The organism is Streptomyces sp. NPDC050504 (assembly GCF_044458065.1).
Classification (GTDB): Bacteria; Actinomycetota; Actinomycetes; order Streptomycetales; family Streptomycetaceae; genus Streptomyces.
Genome location: NZ_JBITHO010000001.1, coordinates 414,830 through 433,179, shown reverse-complemented (window position 1 = coordinate 433,179; position 18,350 = coordinate 414,830). Strand labels below are relative to the sequence as shown.

The following is an 18,350-nucleotide window of genomic DNA, read 5'->3' as shown; positions in this document are numbered from 1 at the left end:
GTGTTCCACGTGCTCGGTGTGTTCCGTGCGCCCTGCGTCGTTCCCGCTCACTGTCCTCGTCCCCTCGGCCCCTGTTTGTCGTTCTGTCGTTCCCGTACGCCCGCTCGCCCGGGCTCAGTCCGCGACCACGCGGACCGAGCCCGGGGTGTACTCGCGCTGCCGCACCACGCGGTACCACCCCTTGGGCAGCGGGATCGGCGCGTGCTCCTCGTGCACCACCCGCCCGCCGTCGGGCAGGCTCAGCAGCATCGGGGCGAACGGGCCGCCCGGCTCCCGCACCAACCTCCCCGGCCCGACCACCGCGTGGGCGTGCCCGGTCACTTCGCCCAGCGCCAGCACCATCCTGCCGCGCGCGTCCCTCGGCTCCTCGGGCCCGTCCGCGGCTCCCGGCGGCAGATCCGCCTGCGCGACGGGCACCAGCAGCACGTCCCCCTGCCTGTACATGCGCAACTCCCCTCGTTCCACGGCCCCGCCGGTCGGCGGACCGATCACGTCGAAGACGCTACGCCGGGGCACTGACAACGGAGTCCGGCGAACAGGGGCCCGACGCTCGACTGTCAGTGGGGCTTGGTAGAACTTCTGGCACATCCAGTCCGGGCGAGTCAGGAGACCCAGAACATGTACGTGGAACACCTTGAGGAGTTGTACGGCCTGCCCGCGTACACCTTCCCCGAGTCCGGCGACGACTCCCCGCTGCCCGAGGCCGGAGCGGTCGCCTGGCGCATCGCGGGCCACGACTGGGACAAGGTCAAGGAGGAGTTCGACGACGCCTTCGACCGCTTCGGGGCGAGCGTCGACCTGAGCGAGGTGCGCGCACTGATCCTGGGCCGCTGGGGCCAGGCGTACGAGCACCCGGCGGACGGCGCGCTGGAGCGGCTGCTGGCCCTCAAGGACCGGCTGACGGGTCTGGAGGCGCTGTTCATCGGGGACTTCGCGCAGGACGAGGAGGAGATCTCCTGGATCAACCTCTGCGACATCTCGCCCGTGTTCGAGGCGTTCCCCGGGCTGCGCGAGCTGGGCGTGCGCGGCGGCTCAGGGCTGGAGTTGCCCGCGGTGCGCCACGCGCGGCTGCGCAAACTCTGGTTCCAGGCGGGCGGGTTGCCCGCCGCGGTCGTGCGCGGCGTCGGCGGGAGCGAACTGCCCGAGCTGGAGCACCTGGAGCTGTGGCTCGGTGTCCCCGAGTACGGCGGGGACACCGAGCCCGCCGACCTCGCCCCGCTGCTGTCCGGCTCCGGCTTCCCGCGCCTGCGCCACCTGGGCCTGCGCAACAGCGAGATCCAGGACGAGATCGCGGCCGCGGTCGCGGCGGCCCCCGTGGTGCCCCGGCTGACCTCGCTCGACCTGTCGCTCGGCGTGCTCACGGACGTCGGCGGCGCCGCGCTCCTCGACGGCCAGCCGCTGACCCACCTCACCTCGCTCGACCTGCACCACAACTACCTCTCGGACGCGGTGGCCGACCGCATCCGCCGGAGCTTGGAGGCCGCGGGGGTGCGGGTCGACGTCTCGGCGGACGACGCCGACGAGGACGTGGACGACGACGGCACGGTCTACCGCTACACCGCGGTCGCGGAGTGATCCGCCGATGATCCACGTCGACCATCAGAAAGAGCTGTACGGGCTGCCGGTCTTCGTCTTCCCCGAGAAGCCCGGCGCGGCGCCGCTGCCCGCGCCCGACGCGGTCGCCTGGCGACTGGAGTGCTCCTGGGACGACGAGCGGTCGTTCCCCGAGCTGTGGCGGGACTTCCTGGACGCGGTCGACGCGTCCCGGGTGCGGGCCCTGGTCGTGGGCATGTGGTGGTCGGACGAGCCGCTGCCGCTGAGCCTCGTGCTGGAGCCGCTGCTCGCGGCGGCGGACCGGCTGACGGGCCTGCGGGCGCTGTTCCTCGCGGACGTCACCTCCGACGAGTGCGAGATCTCCTGGATCGAGATGTCCGACGTGACGCCCGTCCTCGACGCCCTCCCCGGGCTTGAGGAGCTGAGCGTGCGCGGCGGCTCGCAGTACGTGCAGGTGGAGGAGGGCGAGGACGAGCCGCCGTGGCTCCGGCCGGTGCGGCACGCGGCGCTGCGGGTCCTGCGCCTGGAGTCCGGCGGGCTGCCCGGTGAGGTGGTGCGGGCCGTCGCCGCCTGCGAACTGCCCGCGCTGGAACACCTGGAGCTGTGGCTGGGCAGCGCGGACTACGGCGACGCGGCCCTGCCCGACGTCCAACTGCTGCTGGCCTCCGGGCGCTTCCCCCGCCTGCGCCACCTGGGGCTGCAGGACAGCGAGTTCCAGGACGCCATCGCGGAGGCGGTGGCCGGCGCGCCGGTCGTCGCCGGTCTGGAGTCGCTCGCGCTCTCCAAGGGCACGCTCGGCGACCGCGGCGCCGAGGCCCTGCTGAACGGCCAGCCGCTCACGCACCTGCGCGCGCTCGACCTGCACCACCACTACATCGGCCCCGAGGTGCAGGCGCGGCTGCGGGGCGCCCTGGAGCCGTACGGCGTGCGGCTCGACCTCGATCGCGCGAACGCGTACTCGGGGCGCTCCGGGCGGCGCTATGTCGCGGTATCCGAGTAGCGGCGCCGCGCCGGGGGCGGGTCCCATCCCCGGCGCGGGCGCCGTCCGGGAAGCGGGCGCCGTCCCCGGCGCCGCGCCGCTGGTGGTCGTCGGGAATCCCGCCAACCGCAGGGTGACGCTCTTCCAGGACGCCGTGCGGGCCGCCGGGCTGCCGCCCGCCCGCGTGCTGCCCTGGCTCGACGTGCTGCGCGGGCGCGCCGAGTTCGCCCCCGGCGAGGTGGTGCGCGTGGAGTCGCCGGGCGAGGAGCCGGAGGTGGAGCGGCTGCTGCGGGGCGCCGACGACCCGACCCGGGTGGAGGGCACGGCCGTCTGGTACGCGCGCTTCACCGCGCTCGTACGGGACCTGGGCCGCGCGGCCCGGGAGGCGGGGGCCGTGCTCCTGGACGACCCGGACGAACTGGCGGTCCTCTTCGACAAGCGGCTGTGCCACGCCGCGCTGGACCGCGCGGGTGTGCCCGTCCCCGCCTCGCCCACCTCGGGGCCCGGCGCGCCCGAGGTGGGCGGCTGGGACGACGTACGGCGGCTGATGCGCGAGCACCGGATGCCGCGCGCCTTCGTGAAGCTCGCCCACGGCTCGTCCGCCTCCGGGGTGCTGGCCGTGGAGACGGCGGGGCCCGGCCGGGTCAGGGCCACCACGTCGGTGGAACGGGACGCCGAGGGGCGGCTGTTCAACTCGCTCCGGGTCCGGCGCTACACGACCGAGCCCGAGGTGGCCGCGGTCGTGGACGCGCTGGCGCCCGACGGGCTGCACATCGAGCGCTGGCTGCCCAAGGGCGCCCAGCGGGGCCGCACCGCGGACCTGCGGGTGGTGGTGGTCGACGGGCGCGCCACCCACGCCGTGGTGCGCACCAGCCGCTCCCCCATGACCAACCTCCACCTCGGCGGCGCCCGCGGCGACCTCGCGGAGGCCCGCGCCGCCGTCGAGGCAGCGGGCGGCAGCTGGGCCGGGGCCCTGGAGATCACGGAGCGGGCCGCGGCCTGCTTCCCCGGCACGCTCTGCGTCGGCGTGGACCTCCTGCCCGCCACGACCTGGCGCCGCTTCGCCGTCTGCGAGGTCAACGCCTTCGGCGACCTGCTGCCCCGGCTCACCGGACTGCCCGGCGGCCCCGCCGAGGGCCAGGACACCTACGCGGCCCAGCTCGCCGCAGTACCGCACCGCACCCACGCGAGGAACCACCGTGCACGCACTTGAGACCACCGCCCCTCCCGACGCCCCCGACGCCCCTCCAGCCCCCGACGCCCCTGCCGTCCCCGATGCGTCCGGCGGCCCCGACATGAACGACGTCGTGGGCCGGGACGACATCCTGTTCGTCACCCTGGACACGCTCCGCTTCGACGTCGCGGCCGAGCTGGCGGAGCAGGGCCGCATCCCCCACATCGCCCGCCACCTGCCCGGCGGCGTCTGGGAGCGCAGGCACGCCCCGGGCAGCTTCACCTTCGCCTCGCACCAGGCGATGTTCGCCGGGTTCCTGCCCACGCCCGCCGCGCCCGGCCCGCACCCCCGGCTCTTCGCCGCGCGCTTCGCGGGCAGCGAGACCACCGCGGGGCGCACCTACGTCTTCGACACCCCCGACCTGGTGTCGGGGCTCGCGGACGCCGGGTACCGCACGGTGTGCGTCGGCGGGGTCGGCTTCTTCAACCGACAGGGCGCGCTGGGCTCCGTACTGCCGGGGATGTTCCAGGAGGCGCACTGGGAGCCGGAGTTCGGGGTGGCGTCGCCGACGTCCTTCGAGGCGCAGGTGGCCCGCGCCGAGCGGGTCGTCCGCGACCTGCCCGCCGAGCGGCGGCTCTTCCTCTTCGTGAACGTGCCCTCGCTGCACCAGCCCAACTGGTTCCACCTGCCGGGCGCCACCCGCGGGGCGGGCGACTCGCGCGCGACGCACGCCGCCGCGCTGGAGTACGTCGACCGGCACATCGGACGCCTGTTCGCCGCCGCGAGCAGCCGCCGCCGCTGCTTCGCGATCGTCTGCTCCGACCACGGCACGGCGTACGGGGACGACGGCTACAGCGGACACCGCATCGGCCACGAGGCGGTGTGGACCGTGCCGTACGCGCACTTCTTCCTGGAGCGGGACACGGAGGGCGCCCGATGACAGGGACGACACCCCGCCCGTACGAGAGCTACGTCTACGCCTATCCGCACAAGACGGCCTACCGGCCGTTGCCGGACAGGCCCGCGCTGCGCGAGCTGTGGGCCGGTGAGCGCAAGGACGCCCTCTCGCTCTACCTGCACGTGCCGTTCTGCGAGGTGCGCTGCGGCTTCTGCAACCTCTTCACCCGCGTGGGCGCGCCCGACGAGCTGTCGACGCGCTACCTCGACGCGCTGGAGCGCCAGGCCGTCGCCGTGCGCGAGGCCCTGGGCGACGCGGAGCCGGTGCGGTTCGCCGCGGCCGCCTTCGGCGGCGGCACGCCGACCTTCCTGGACGCCGACGAGCTGACGCGGCTCTGCGACATCGCCGAGAAGCGGATGGGTGCCGACCTGCGTGCCGTACCGCTCTCCGTGGAGACCTCGCCGTCCACGGCGACGGCCGACCGGCTGGCGGTGCTCGCGGAGCGGGGCGCGACGCGGCTGAGCATCGGCGTGCAGAGCTTCGTGGAGGAGGAGGCGCGCGCGGCGGTGCGTCCGCAGCGCCGCGCCGACGTGGAGGCGGCGCTGGGGCGGATCCGCGACGCCGGGATCCCGGTCCTGAACGTCGACCTGATCTACGGCATCGACGGGCAGACCCCGAAGACCTGGCGGTACTCGCTGGACGCCGCCCTGGCCTGGGAGCCGGAGGAGCTGTACCTCTATCCGCTGTACGTGCGCCCGCTGACCGGTCTCGGCAGGCTGGGCGCGGGCGGCGACGCGGCCTGGGACGCGCAGCGGCTCGACCTGTACCGCAGGGGCCGCGACCACCTCGTCGCCCGGGGCTACGAACAGGTGTCGATGCGGATGTTCCGCCGCCCGGGGCCGGTGCACGAGGGCCCCGACGACTACGCCTGCCAGACGGACGGCATGATCGGCCTGGGCTGCGGCGCCCGCTCGTACACCTCGGCGCTGCACTACTCCTTCGACTACGCCGTCGACATGCGGGAGATACGCACGATCATCGACGCGTACACGGAGACCGAGGACTTCGACCGCGCCGAGGTCGGCTACCGGGTCGACGGCGACGGGGCAAACGAGGCCGGGCGCCGCCACCTCCTCCAGTCGCTGCTCCAGGCGAAGGGCCTGGAGAGCGCCGAGTACGCGGCGCGCTTCGGGCGTCCGCCCGCCGAGGACTTCCCGGCCGAGCTGGCCCGGTTCGCCGCGCTCGGCTGGCTGGACGGGGCCGCGCCCGACGGGCTGCTGCGGCTGAGCCCGGAGGGCCTGGCGCACTCCGACGCGCTCGGCCCGATGCTCTTCTCCCCCGCCGTGCGCGCCGCCATGGCCGCGTACGAGAGGAAGTGAGGCCCGCGTGGACCTGACCGTTCTCTACCGGGGGCCGCTGGCCTCCTGCGACTACGACTGTCCGTACTGCCCGTTCGCCAAGCGGCGCGACAGCCGCGAGCAGTTGCGCGCCGACCGGGCCGCGCTGGAGCGGTTCGCGGGCTGGGCGGCCGAGCAGACGGACGACCGGCTGTCGGTGCTGTTCACCCCGTGGGGCGAGGGCCTGGTGCGCTCCTGGTACCGGCGCGCGCTGGCCGAGCTCTCGCGGCTGCCGCACGTCCGCCGGGTGGCCATCCAGACGAACCTCAGCTGCCGCACGGACTGGCTCGCGGACGCCGATCCAGAGACGGTCGCGCTGTGGTGCACGTACCACCCGGGTCAGACGCCGTACGACAGGTTCCTGGCGAAGTGCCGCGACCTCGCCGCGCGCGGGATCCGGTTCAGCGTCGGCGTCGTCGGCCTCGCCGAGCACCTGGAGCACGCCCGCCGACTGCGCGCGGACCTCCCGGCGCACGTCTACCTGTGGGTCAACGCCGCCGAAGGCCACACCTACACAGACGCGGAGGCCGAGGTCTGGACCGGGATCGACCCGCTGTTCCCCTACAGCCGCGTTCCGCACCGCTCGGCGGGGCTGCCGTGCCGCACCGGCGAGTCCGTCGTCTCGGTGGACGGCGACGGCACGGTGCGGCGCTGCCACTTCGTCCGGGCGGAGCTGGGCAACCTCTACGACGGGTCGTACCGCGCCGCGCTGCGGCCGCGCGCCTGCCCGCTGGCCGTCTGCGACTGCCACATCGGGTACGTCCACCTGGAGTCGCTGCCGCTGTACGACGCGTTCGCGGGCGGGGTCCTGGAGCGGATACCGACGGCGGGGGCGAGAGGGGCGGGGGCGGGGGCAGCCGTCCGGCTGCCCGACCCGTCCGTCAGACGCGCGGCTCGATCAGCGACTTGAGTTCGTACGGGTCGACGTCGCCCTTGGCCTCGACGTGGTCGCCCGAGGACTCGCCGCGCAGCCGTCGCCCGATCCACGGCACCAGGTACTCGCGCGCCCAGTGGATGTCGTCGCGCCGCACTTCGAGGGTGCCGCGCGGCGGCAGCGGGGGCCACTCCTGGTCGGGGTCGGCCGGGACCTCCAGGCCGAGCACCTGTCCCGCGCGCAGCGCGACCCGGGTGTGGCCCTCGGCCGAGAGGTGCAGCCGGTCGTCGTCCCAGGCGCGCCGGTCCTGGACGGACTTGAGGGACCACAGGTCGAGCACCGGGCAGCCGTAGCGGTCCGCGATGGCCCGCACGTGGCCGTTGTACGTGGCGATCTTGCCGCGCAGATGGCGCAGCAGGGCCACGCCCCGGGTGTCGAAGCCGGTGGTCACCATGACCGTGCCGACCGAGGAGGCCAGGTCGGCGACGGCACGCTCGAAGCGCTCGGCGACCTCGTCCGGGTCGGTGCCGGGGCGGATGATGTCGTTGCCGCCCGCGCAGAAGGTCACCAGGTCGGGGGCGAGTTCCTTGGCGCGCGGGACCTGTTCCTCGACGATCTGGTCGAGGAGCCTGCCGCGGACGGCAAGGTTGGCGTAGTGGAAGGCGTGTTCGGGGAGCTGGTCGGCGAGGAGGACGGCGAGCCGGTCGGCCCAGCCGACGAAGGTTCCGTCGGGGCCGGGGTCTCCGACGCCCTCGGTGAAGCTGTCGCCGACAGCCGCGTACGACCCGATGGCGCCACTGTTATTGAATCTCGAATCGTCTGCCACAAACGAACATCCTGCCTGTCCGATTGTGACTTACGCGACCGTAATAAGGGGTTGACGTGGGGTGACATAGCCCACCCGGTCAGTTTTTGGTAAAGCCGGAATAAGCGCGAATGCGCGCGGCGCCCCCGCCCCCGCCCCTGCCCGGGGAGGGGCGGGGGCGGGACGGGGGCGCCGCGCGGACCGCGAGGTGCCCGGCCGGGCGCTCCGAGGGGCCGGCGGGTCAGAGCGAGACGCCGTGGCTCCGGAGGTAGGAGACCGGGTCGATGTCCGAGCCGTAGCCGGGGCCGGTGCGGATCTCGAAGTGGAGGTGCGGTCCGGTGGAGTTTCCGGTGGAGCCCGAGTAGCCGATCCGGTCGCCGCCGTCGACGTCCTGCCCGGAGGAGACGCCGAGCGAGGACAGGTGCGCGTACTGGGAGTAGGTGCCGTCCGTGTGGCGGATGACGACCTCGTTGCCGTACGCGCCGGACCAGCCGGCCGAGACGACGGTGCCCGCGCCCACGGCCCTGACGGTGGTGCCGGACGAGGCCGCGAAGTCCACGCCCGTGTGGTAGCCGCTGGACCAGCTGGAGCCCGACGCGCGGTACTGGGTGGTGACGTTGGCGCCGGAGACGGGGGTGGTGAAGCCGCCGCCGCTGACGCGCCCGGAACCGCCGGACTCCCGGCCGCGCTCCTCGCCGGAGGACGAGCCCCGGTCGTTCGACGAACCGCGGTCGCCGGAGGACTCCGACGAGCCCTGGTCGCCCGAGGAGTACGACGCCTTCGGCACCTGCTCCTTGTGCGAGCGCTCGGCGCGCGGCGCGGCCTCGCGGGACTCCGCCGCCGCGCCGCCCTTCGCCTTGCCGCCGAGGGTCAGCTTCATGCCGGGCAGGATGAACCCGGGGTCGTCGCCGACGGTCGCGCGGTTGTCCGCGTACAGCTTCTGCCAGCCGCCCGCCAGGCGGTGCTCGTCGGCGATCTTCGAGAGGTGGTCGCCGGTCCGCACGGAGTAGGTGGTGGTGGCCGGCGCCGCCTGCGCGGGCGCGGCCTGCGGCGCGGCCTTGACCGCGACCTGGACGGAGGCATGGGCGGAGGTCTGGGCGGAAGCGGCGACGGACGCGGCGGGAGCGGCGGCGGGCGCCGCCTTCTGAGCGGCGTTCGCGCCGGTGGCGGCGAACAGCGGCAGCGCCAGTGCGGCGCCGCCGGTCCCTGCGACGACCATGCCGCGGGAGACGGGATTCGACTTCGGACGGCGGTGCTTACCCTTCGCGGGCATGGCGAATTCCTCTCCGGCGCCTGCGAGGTGAGCTGTCGGGTTCGGGCTGGAGATGCCCGGCCGCGCTGCTGCGCGGCTTCACCCCGAGCCGAGGTGTCTCGGCGTACTGCCTGGGTCCCCCGCTCCTGCCACACGTGGATGGGTGCGGATTCCGGGAGGTGGCAGGATTCGGCGGTCCACCCGGATTGACGGTGACCGTAATCGACCCGGCTCCACCGGAACAAGCCACTCGGGAAACACGAGAATCCATGCCTCTTGATCGGCATGGATTCTCGTCACCCTCTGTCGAATACGGGCGTCCAATTCCCGGATTCGGAAAGGAATTTACTTCTGTACGTCGCGACGCACGGTCACGCCTATGATCCAGCTCACGGCCCCGGAGACATGCGTGCGCATTCTCCTAATCCGGACATCCCGCCCGGCGCGGAGGCCTCTTCAGCCGTACTCGGCCCTCCTCAGCCGTACGCAGCCCTCCTCGGCCCTCCTCAGTTTTCCTCCCTCCGCCGCCGCAGGAACTCCGCGGCCGCCTTCCTGCCCTCGTCGACCACGGCCTCCCGCCCCTCGTCCCCGAGCTGGAAGTCCGTGATGCCGACCCCGGCGCACTGCACCGTGATCGTCCTGTCGCGCACGCCCGGCCGCTCCAGCTGCGTCTGGTCGCGGCCCACCAGTGCGGTCGCCACCACCTGCTGCACCAGCTTCAGCGGCGGCGACATCACCACGGCCAGCGCGGGGAAGAGCTCGGCGATCCCCGCGGGCAGGTCCGGCAGGATCCGTACGCCGAAGGTGGGCCAGCGCGCCTCCTCGCCGTCCGTACGGTCGAAGATCTCCACCGCGAAGTTGGACAGCACGCCGCCGTCGACGATGACGGACTCCTCGCCCGTGGCCCGGTCGGTCAGCGTGCAGGGCTGGAAGTAGAACGGGATGGACAGCGAGCAGCGCACCGCTTCCGCGACCGACTGCTCGTCCGGGTCCAGGCCGTAGCGCCGGTAGTCCCAGGGCAGCCGCAGCAGCCGCCCGTGGGTGACGTCGGTGACCATCACGACCAGCTTGTAGCGCTGGTCGAGCGGCAGGTCGGCCGATGCGCCCGGGTCGTCGTACCGCAGGTCGCCGAAGGTCTCCACGCCGAGGTCGGCCAGCTCCTCGGTCAGCCACTCCTTGATCCACTCGCCCCGGTAGGCACCGCGCCCGGTGAGCAGCGACACGCCCTCGCTGAGCAGCGGTATCCCGGGCGGCGCCCGGTCGGGGATCCGGGCCAGGTCCAGCCTGTCCATGATCGCCCGCAGCTCCTTGGCGCCGACGCCCGCGGCGACGAAGGCCGCCGCGATGGCGCCCACCGAGGTCCCGGCGGCGCGCGGGAAGCTGTAGCCGTCCTCCAGGAGGCTGATCACCGCTCCCGCCGAGCCGAGTCCCCGGACGCCGCCGCCCTCCAGTACGAGATCCGCGCGGTCTCCCGCAGTCATCCGCTCTCCTCCCGCCTCTCCTGTCCCGCCGCTCCGTTCCCGGCCGGCGGGCCCGCTGCCGACGGGCCCGCTGCCGACGGGCTCACTCCCGGCCCGCGACGTTCCAGGGCACGAAGGCGTTCGTCTTGCCCGCGAGCGCGGCGCGCAGTTCGGGGTGGTGCCGCAGCAGCACGGTCACCATCGTGTTGTCGTCGATCCAGTCGAGTCCGGCCTTCGAATACACCTCGGGGGTGTAGTGGTCGGTGAAGAACCGGTCGCTGTTGAGCCTGCGCGACGCCATCAGGATGAAGATGCGGAACGCGGTGTCGCTGAAGGCGAAGCCGCGCGGCAGCTTCTCGGCGAACATGCCGACGGTGAGGTCGACCTTCTCCACGTCGCCGCCGTAGAGCCGCTTGATCTCCTTGGCCCATTCGGGGTTGTCGGTCAGCTCGTCGAAGGTCGCCGCGGGCTTCAGCCGCAGCAGCCGGCGGAATTCGTTGTAGCGGGGCACGCCGAGTTCGCGCGAGCGCAGGATGTCGGTGGCCGCCAGGTCCTGGAGGTGGCCGTCGGGGCGCTCGTACTCCTGGAGGAACTTCGGGAAGTTGTGCATCGTGACGAGCCCGGGGTGCAGCGTGCCGAAGCTGTAGAGCAGGTCGGTCGTGGAGATGCTCTCCAGGACCTTCAGCGCCTCGGGTCCCGCGATGTCGCGGAACGAACAGTCGCGCAGCGTCTCGTTGTCGCTCGCGCCGCGCAGCTTCCAGTCGTCGCGCACCAGCGGGTGCATGCGGTAGACCGCGACGAACTCCTCGGTGAGCGCGTACGGGATGCCGTAGTGGTCGTGCTTCGCGCCGGGGATGCCGCTGACGACCTCGCTGTCGCTGATCCGGCCGAAGAGGTTGTGCACCCGCTCGCCCGCGAGCCCCCACCAGTTGGTGCGCAGCGCGGTGACGGTGGTCGGGTGGCTGATGACGGCGGGGGTCCACTCCACGGTGTGGATCTTGGCGAGCAGGGCGGCATTGACCAGCCGGGCGCGCTGGAAGACCTCCTCGTCGTTCCAGTTCGGGTACGCCTGGTGGAGGCGGTCGCAGATCGCGTTGTGCTCGCGGGTGAAGAGCGACTGGAGCAGGGCCAGGCCGAGCCAGAAGCCGGGGATGCGGGAGGGGTCGCGGGCCGGGTCGGAGGGGAACGGCATCCGCTCGTCGTCCCACAGGTGCAGCTTGCCGTGCTCGCCGGTGCGCAGGGCGCGCAGTTCCTCGTCGCTGTTGCCGTAGATCTGCGAGGCGTCCCACCAGTGCGAGAAGACGTTGATCCGGGTGTCGGGGGTGCCGGCGGGCGCGTGCGGGTCCCGGGTCGGGTCGTCGGGGGTCCGCATGATCTGCATGGGTCGCTCGGGCCAGGGGTCGTCCTCCAGGAGCGGTACGGTCCAGGGGCGGTCGGCCGGGCTGGTGCCGTGGCTGAACCAGTCGCGGATCATGAACTGGAGCCAGGCCGCGACCAGCGAGTTCACGGACTCGGCCGCGATGAACTCCTTGCGGGTGAGCAGCGCGCGCGAGACCTCGCGCGGGTTCGGCGTGGAGAGCACGTCCTCAGGGGTGACCGGCGGGACCTTGTCCAGCGGGACGTTCCGGCCGAAGCGGGTGCCCGCCATGCCCATGCGCGGGTTGTCGAGGTCGTTGTAGCTGCCGTCCGACGTGCGGTTGACCTTGTTCGACTCGACGGGCGGCGCGGGCTCGGGGACGTTGACCGCCGGGATCTTGTTGGTGTCGTGCAGGTTCTCCTGGCGGAGCCTGACGCGCAGGCCGAGCAGGGTGGCCAGGCCGAGCGGCAGGGGGAGCTTGTCCCAGCCGATGCGGCGGTCGAGGTACTCGGCGACGCCCGTGACGATCCGCCACGGCAGGGAGGTCCGGTAGTTCATGAGGTACCCCTTCGGGAAGTGGTGCGCGGGGTGGCGGCCGATGCGTCGGCGAGGATCACGTCACTGGCCTTTTCGCTGATCATGTAGAGCGGCGCGGCGATGAAGAATCCGGGGATGCGCGGGAAGACCGATGCGTCCACGATGCGCAGACGTTTGGCTCCGCGCACCCGGAAGGCGCTGTCGACGACCGCCGCGGGGTCGTCGGCGCGGCCCATCCGGCAGCTGCACGAGGCGTGGTGCCCCCAGGCCTCGTCCTGGACGAAGCGGCGCACGGCGTCCTTGCCGCGCACGTGCTCGCCCGGCCACAGCTCGCCGGTGACGACCTCGCCCGCCTCGCGGTTCATCTCCCGTACGAACTCCACCGCCCCGGCCATCGCGTCGAGGTCGACGCCGTCCTTGTCGGTGCCCTCGGCGAAGTGGTGGAAGTTGATCAGCGGGGTGTCGCGCGGGTCGGCCGAGCGCAGCCGCACCCGGCCTCCGGTGTTGTGGGTGCGGGACTTGAGGATCGCCCAGGTGAACCGGTCCTTGTGGCGCAGCGAGTCCTTGGAGTAGCCCGGGTAGTAGCCCCGGAAGTCGGCCGGGAAGCCGAAGATGAAGAGGTCGGGGGCGTCCAGCTCGGGACTGGACTTGCGGCTGATGCCGATGACGTTGCCGTTGGTGGTGTAGAGCCCCTTGCCCCGCTGCCACTCCCGGTAGCAGCGGTCGGGCTCGGCGCCCGGCTCGGGGGCGTGGAACGTGCAGTCCTTGACGATCGGGAACTCCTTGACCATCTGGCTGACGATCCCCACCTCGTAGCGGTCCTGGAGGCCCGCGCCGACCCCGGGGCTGTCGATCCGTACGGGAATGGAGTGCCGTTCCAGCTCCTCGCGCGGCCCGATGCCGGAGAGCATCAGCAGCTGCGGGGTGTTGAACGCGCCCGCGGAGAGGATCACCTCGCGGGAGGCGAGCACGCGGACGGGTTCGGGCAGTTCGCCGCCCTCGAAGCCGGGGTCGGCGCGGTAGGCGTGCGGCAGGTCGACGTACTCGACGCCGGTCGCCGCGCCCTCCTCGTCGAGGACGACCCGGGTGACGAGGACCCCCGTGCGGACGGTGAGCTGTTCGGGCAGCCTGCCGAGCACGTCGGCGACCCGTTCGCGGGCCGCGCTGCGACGGCCGCCCGAGGTGGAGATCGGGATCTGCCACAGGCCCTGGAGCGCCCGGGTCTGCACTCTCCAGTCGTTGGGGTCGACCAGCGCGGTCAGCCCTTCGAGCGGGGACAGCGGCCTGCCGAGGAAACCGGTGAGGGCGTTCTCGGCCGCCGAGAGGATCACCTTCAGGAGCTGTTTGTCCTGGATGATCAGTCCGGGGTCGGCCAGGCTGGTCGGCAGCCAGCCGTCGAAGCCGTGCCGCGACTTGTTGACGTAGCGGTCGGAGACGAACGGCAGCCGCTCCAGGAGCGCGGCGAGGAGCTTGTTGGACGGCAGGGCCTTGGGCCGGGGCCGGTAGCCGCAGCGCTCCAGCCGCTCGAAGTAGCCGCGCATCGCGGTGCTGTTCCAGGAGCTGTCGCCGGTCTCGGCAGCGATCGCGTCCCAGTCGCGGTTGTACGGGTAGATGGTGATCATCGCGTGGTGCGCGGTGCAGCCGCCGACCGTGCCCGCCCGCGGGTAGAGGATGCCCTTGTCGGGCACGAACTTGGAGTCGCGCCGCTGCTGCTCGTCGTCCGCGTAGTGGCGCACGAAGTAGTCCCAGCGCTGCACCGGGTCCTCCGACGCGTCGCCGTGGAACGCGGGCACGAGGTAGTTGTCGTTCTCCTCGGCGCCGCCCGCGTCCAGCAGCAGCACCCGCATCCCGGCCTCGGCGAGGTTGGCCGCCAGCGGTCCGCCGCCCGCTCCCGCGCCGACGACCACGTAGTCGTACGCCTCCAGGGCGCCGGTCACTTCTTGTCCCGGCCCGCTGACCTGCCCGCGGGCTTGCCGGGGGCCTTGGCCGACGCGCCGGCCGCGGGTTCGCCGGGGAGCAGGCCGCTGCCCAGCGCGCGCACGGCGAGCACGGTGTTGCCCGCCGAGATGAGCGTGGTCATCAGCGCGGTGCGGGGCGGGAGGTGGCCGCGGATGCCGAGCATGGCGGCGGTGACGGTGTCGCTGCCGTGGATGAGGACGCCCTCGCGCAGGTCCTGCTGGAGGCGTTCGCCCCTGCTGGTGAGCAGGTCGAGGCCGAGGAGGATGGTGCGGATGCCGAAGAGCCTGAAGGCGTAGACGGCGGCCGGGTTGGGCTCGGAGTCCCGGTCGAGCCGGTTGATCAGGAGCGCGGGCGCGAGCAGCCCCGCCACCCCGTTGAAGAGCCGGATCCCGGCGAGTCCGTAGACCGCGGCGGGCCTGCGCTCGGCCGCGGCCGCTTTCCTGTCGCGCTTCTTCGACATGTGCCGTCACTCCTGTCCTAGTCGCCGCGAACTGCTCGCGCCGTAGGCGGCGTCGCGGGAGCGGTTGAGGTTGCCGAGCGGACGGAAGGGTTCCGTGGTCCGCCACGGGGTGAAGACGAGCTGGTCGATCCGGTGCGCTCGGGCGCGCGCCTCCTCCGTCGTGACGTCCTGCGCGGGGAGGGTGACGTCGGCGACGGGCACGGGCGGCGACTGGTCCTTTGGCCACTCGACCGAGGCGTCCTCGACGGGGGTGGTGTGCTCGTCCACGAAGCGCTGGAGGCACAGTTCGAAGACGACGTCGCCGGCCGCGAGGTGCCGGGCGAGTTCGGTGCGCAGCCGGTCGGGGTCCTTGCGGTCGGCGGCCGGGGCCTGGGCCGGGGCAGTGGCCGGGTCCTGGTCCGGGTCGGCGGAGGCGTCCCGGGCGCGGGGCCGCAATTGGTACTGCACGGGGCCCGCGTTGCCCCACAGGACCGGGCCCTGGCTCCAGTACGTCTCCCGGGTCAGGCTCACGACCTTGCGGCCGACCGCGCGCTGGAGGGTGCGGCGCATCCGGTTCGCGGCGCTCCAGCCCACCGCGCGCGGCAGCTTCACCAGGAAGCGCCAGGCCACCGAGAGGGTGCCGGTGGCGCCCGCCATGACGACGGAGAAGCCGACGAACTCGCGGGCGTTGGCGGCGTGCGACGCCGGGGTGTTGAGCAGCAGCAGGTCGTGCCGCTCCTGGTCGGAGACGACGACGCGCACGGCGATGCCGCGCAGGTCGGGCGCCGCGTCGGGCCGCGGGATCCCGGATGCGTTGGAGAACCGGACGACGGCCCGGTACTCCGCGCCGGGCCGGGCGTACCCGACCGTCAGGCCGGGCGGCAGGTCGTCGCGGAAGCGGATCCGCGCGTTGTCGACGGCGAGCGTGGTCTTCGCGTGGAACGCCCGGTCGGGCCCCGGCAGCCGTCCCTTGCGCCGGTTCACCTCCTGGACGCGCACGATCCGCCCGGCGAGTTCGGCGAAGACCTGCCGCTCGGCCTCGGCACTGCCGCCCTCGTAGTGCTCGTACTTGTTGTCTGCCTTGTTGGCTGCCTTGCTGTCTGCTTCGCCGGCTGCCTCATTGGCTGCTTTGCTGGCTGCTTCGTTCTCGGCGCCGCCGGTGTTTCCGGCTCCGCCGGTGTCGCCCGTCTCGTGCTGCCGGGGATCAGGCATCGCGCATTGCCTCCCAAACCGTGGCAGGGGGCTGCGACGCTACTCGCCGGTCTTGATGCGGGGATACGTGACTTTCGGGCCCGTTCGGCGATCTTCCCGCGCTGTTTTCCCCGGCGTACAACAAGGGGCGGTATGCCTGGCAATGGCGGCGTACGGCCCGGTGGAACGGCCCGCGCCCGTGTCACCGCGTGCGCGCCCGCCCCACGCCTCCCTTCCGGCGGGAACGTTCATGGCCGGACACCGGCCCGCGCCCCCAGGCGCTCAGAGCCTGCGCAACCGCACCACGGTCGCGTCGAGGTCGCCGCGCAGCCCGGTGTGCAGCCCCCGGTGCATCAGTACGGCGCCGCTGTGCACCGCCCCCGTGTCCCGGCAGACGTACGTGCCGTCGGGGTCGAGCCCGCGCAGTCCGAGCGCCGGGGGCCGCTCCCCGTACGCCTGGGCCCTGAGCCACGCCAGGACCACCACGTCGTCGCCCCGTACGTACTGCACGGCGCTCAGGGCCTCGTCGGGCGGCCGCAGCCGGTAGGCGTCGCCGAGCTGGACGACGGGCCTGACGTCCTTGTAGAGCGCCACCCACTCCCGGGCCTCGGCCAGCTCCTCCTCGCTCCACCGCGTGAGGTCGGCGCCGACGCCCAGGACCCCGGCGAAGGCGCTCACGAAGCGGAAGCGGAGCGTGCTGACCCGGCCGTTGCGCTCGGCGTGCGGGCTGTCGGTGACCCAGGCGGCCGCCACCCTCGCCGGGTGCAGCTGGCTCAGGCCGTGCTGGATGGCGAGCCGGTCGAGCGGGTCGGTGTTGTCGGACGTCCACACCTGGTCCGTACGGGAGAGGATGCCGAGGTCGATCCGGCCGCCGCCGCCCGAGCAGGACTCGAAGGCGACGCCGGGATGCGCGGCGCGCAGCCGGTCCAGGAGCCCGTACACCCCTTCCACCTGCCGCTGCCACAGCTCCTGGCGGTCGGTGAGGCAGCGGTTGAAGTCCCACTTCACGTAGTCGACGGGGACGGACGAGAGCAGCGCGTCCAGCTGCTCCCACAGGTGCTCGCGCACCTCGTCGAGCGCCAGGTTCAGCACGAGCTGGTTGCGGAACTCCGTGCGCGTGCGCCCCTTCTCCACGAGGGCCCAGTCCGGGTGCGCGCGGTAGAGGTCGCTGTCGGCGTTGACCATTTCCGGTTCGACCCAGATGCCGAACCGCATTCCCAGGGCGTGCACTTCGTCGGCGAGCGGCTTCAGCCCCTCGGGGAAGCGCTCCGGGTTCGGGGTCCAGTCCCCCAGGCCCGCCCGGTCGCTGGTGCGCCGCCCGAACCAGGCGTCGTCGACCACGAACAGCTCGACGCCCAGGGCGGCGGCCCGCCGCGCGAGGCCGCGCTGCTGCTCGTCGGAAACCTCGAAGCCGGTGGCCTCCCAGGAGTTGTAGAGCACGGGCCGGGGCGTCCGCGCGCGGGGGACGACGTGCGCCAGCTGCCAGGCGTGCCAGGCCCTGCTGGCCGCGCCGAACCCGCCGTCGGTCCACAGGCCCGCGAAGACGGGCGAGGTGTAGCGCTCGCCGGGGCCGAGCCGCAGCAGCCCCGCCTCGTCGTGCCCGGCGCCGCCGGTGATCTGCACGGCCCCGTCGGGCAGTCGCTGTACGGCGATGCGCCACGACCCCGACCAGCCGAGGGCGCAGCCGTACACCTCGCCCCGTTCCTCGGTGGCGCCCTCCGCGTCGAGGGCGGCCCACGGCAGGTGCTGGTGTCCGGTGTGGCCGCGCCTGCTGCCGAGGACCTTCTCGCCCGGCGTCAGCTCCGCGCGTACGAGCCGGGTCTCGGCGGCCCATCTGCCGTGCAGCTGGGAGAGGCGCCAGCGGTCGCGGCGGGGCAGGGTCCAGGTGGCGGCGTCGGCGCGCAGCACGTCGAGCGGCGGGCCGTCGCCAAGGTGGTCGAGGGTGGTCCAGCGTTCGACGACGTCGGTGTCGTCGCGCACCCGGTAGTGCAGGGTGACGGCGAGCCGGTGCAGCGGGTCGGTGAACGCCAGGCGTAGTTCGTGGCCCCCGCCCCCGGCAGGCCCGCCCTCGACAGGCCCGTCCTCGGCCGACCCGTCCTCGGCCGACCCGTCCTCGACGCTGGCGCCGTCGAAGCGCCACTCGGTGCCGCGCGTCTCGTCGGTGCGTACGGACAGGGCCGGGCGCACGAAGCGCGGGCCGCCCTCCACCGGGTACTCCTCGCGCCCGTCCAGCGGCGACTCGAACGGCCAGGGCGGCGGGGCGGGTTCGGCCGCCAGTGCCTCGGCGGCGGCCAGCGGGATGCGCGGCCCCCAGTGCAGGTGCAGCAGCTCGTCCCGGTCGGTGACGTGCAGCGCATAGCTCCCGCGCGCCCCGGAGAGCAGCCAGACACGACCCGAGCCACCGGTCTCGATCATGCCCACATCATGGACGGGGCCCCTCTCCCGGGCAAGACGGTTGCCGGGGGAACCCATGT

Annotated in this window: 15 protein-coding genes and 1 riboswitch; of the genes, 6 read left to right on the top strand and 9 right to left on the bottom strand. The window is 73.2% G+C overall.

Annotated features, from left to right (window positions below):
* Positions 1-114: 114 nt before the first annotated feature.
* The gene (locus ACIBNE_RS01870; protein WP_399268406.1) at positions 115-444 is read right to left on the bottom strand and encodes a hypothetical protein; all 330 of its coding nucleotides are present in this window, start codon (positions 442-444) and stop codon (positions 115-117) included.
* 174 nt (positions 445-618) lie between these two features.
* On the opposite strand from ACIBNE_RS01870, the gene ACIBNE_RS01865 reads away from it, so the two are divergent.
* The 6 genes from ACIBNE_RS01865 to ACIBNE_RS01840 all read left to right on the top strand — a co-directional run bounded on the left by ACIBNE_RS01865 (position 619) and on the right by ACIBNE_RS01840 (position 6,912).
* Positions 619-1,575, top strand: coding sequence for an STM4015 family protein (locus tag ACIBNE_RS01865; protein ID WP_399268404.1), 957 nt, complete (start codon positions 619-621; stop codon positions 1,573-1,575).
* Positions 1,576-1,582: 7 nt separating this feature from the next.
* Positions 1,583-2,554 (top strand): STM4015 family protein, encoded by a 972-nt coding sequence (locus tag ACIBNE_RS01860; RefSeq protein WP_399268402.1) that lies wholly within the window; start codon positions 1,583-1,585, stop codon positions 2,552-2,554.
* A complete protein-coding gene (locus tag ACIBNE_RS01855) occupies positions 2,535-3,746 on the top strand; it encodes an STM4014 family protein (RefSeq protein WP_399268400.1) in 1,212 nt (403 codons plus the stop codon). Before ACIBNE_RS01860 ends, ACIBNE_RS01855 begins: the two co-directional genes overlap by 20 nt.
* A gap of 82 nt (positions 3,747-3,828) precedes the next feature.
* Positions 3,829-4,647: an STM4013/SEN3800 family hydrolase gene (locus ACIBNE_RS01850; protein ID WP_399270007.1), complete on the top strand. Its 819-nt coding sequence runs from the start codon at positions 3,829-3,831 to the stop codon at positions 4,645-4,647.
* Entirely contained in the window at positions 4,644-5,984 is a 1,341-nt protein-coding gene (locus ACIBNE_RS01845; protein WP_399268398.1) for an STM4012 family radical SAM protein, read from the top strand. Before ACIBNE_RS01850 ends, ACIBNE_RS01845 begins: the two co-directional genes overlap by 4 nt.
* Before the next feature lie 7 nt (positions 5,985-5,991).
* Positions 5,992-6,912, top strand: a complete 921-nt coding sequence (locus ACIBNE_RS01840) for an STM4011 family radical SAM protein (RefSeq protein ID WP_399268396.1) — start codon at positions 5,992-5,994, stop codon at positions 6,910-6,912.
* Here the strand turns inward: ACIBNE_RS01840 and ACIBNE_RS01835 are convergent.
* The 8 genes from ACIBNE_RS01835 to ACIBNE_RS01800 form a co-directional block, all read right to left on the bottom strand.
* Positions 6,884-7,702 (bottom strand): SGNH/GDSL hydrolase family protein, encoded by an 819-nt coding sequence (locus tag ACIBNE_RS01835; RefSeq protein WP_399268394.1) that lies wholly within the window; start codon positions 7,700-7,702, stop codon positions 6,884-6,886. The two genes, ACIBNE_RS01840 and ACIBNE_RS01835, sit on opposite strands and share 29 nt — an antisense overlap.
* Before the next feature lie 220 nt (positions 7,703-7,922).
* Positions 7,923-8,954, bottom strand: coding sequence for a peptidoglycan DD-metalloendopeptidase family protein (locus ACIBNE_RS01830; RefSeq protein WP_399268392.1), 1,032 nt, complete (start codon positions 8,952-8,954; stop codon positions 7,923-7,925).
* Positions 8,955-8,958: 4 nt separating this feature from the next.
* Positions 8,959-9,138, bottom strand: a riboswitch (cyclic di-AMP (ydaO/yuaA leader).
* A 301-nt stretch (positions 9,139-9,439) separates the two neighbouring features.
* On the bottom strand, positions 9,440-10,414 hold the full coding sequence (locus tag ACIBNE_RS01825; RefSeq protein WP_399268390.1) for a patatin-like phospholipase family protein: 975 nt from the start codon (positions 10,412-10,414) through the stop codon (positions 9,440-9,442).
* 82 nt (positions 10,415-10,496) lie between these two features.
* A complete protein-coding gene (locus ACIBNE_RS01820; protein WP_399268388.1) occupies positions 10,497-12,308 on the bottom strand; it encodes a peroxidase family protein in 1,812 nt (603 codons plus the stop codon).
* Positions 12,305-14,224, bottom strand: a complete 1,920-nt coding sequence (locus ACIBNE_RS01815) for a GMC family oxidoreductase (RefSeq protein WP_399268386.1) — start codon at positions 14,222-14,224, stop codon at positions 12,305-12,307. The genes ACIBNE_RS01820 and ACIBNE_RS01815 overlap by 4 nt, the downstream gene beginning before the upstream one ends.
* Complete coding sequence (locus tag ACIBNE_RS01810) at positions 14,221-14,706, bottom strand: hypothetical protein (RefSeq protein ID WP_399268384.1); 486 nt, start codon at positions 14,704-14,706, stop codon at positions 14,221-14,223. The genes ACIBNE_RS01815 and ACIBNE_RS01810 overlap by 4 nt, the downstream gene beginning before the upstream one ends.
* Positions 14,707-14,712: 6 nt before the next feature.
* Positions 14,713-15,897: a hypothetical protein gene (locus tag ACIBNE_RS01805; protein WP_399268382.1), complete on the bottom strand. Its 1,185-nt coding sequence runs from the start codon at positions 15,895-15,897 to the stop codon at positions 14,713-14,715.
* A gap of 261 nt (positions 15,898-16,158) precedes the next feature.
* The gene (locus tag ACIBNE_RS01800) at positions 16,159-18,291 is read right to left on the bottom strand and encodes an alpha-galactosidase (RefSeq protein WP_399268380.1); all 2,133 of its coding nucleotides are present in this window, start codon (positions 18,289-18,291) and stop codon (positions 16,159-16,161) included.
* Positions 18,292-18,350: the final 59 nt, after the last annotated feature.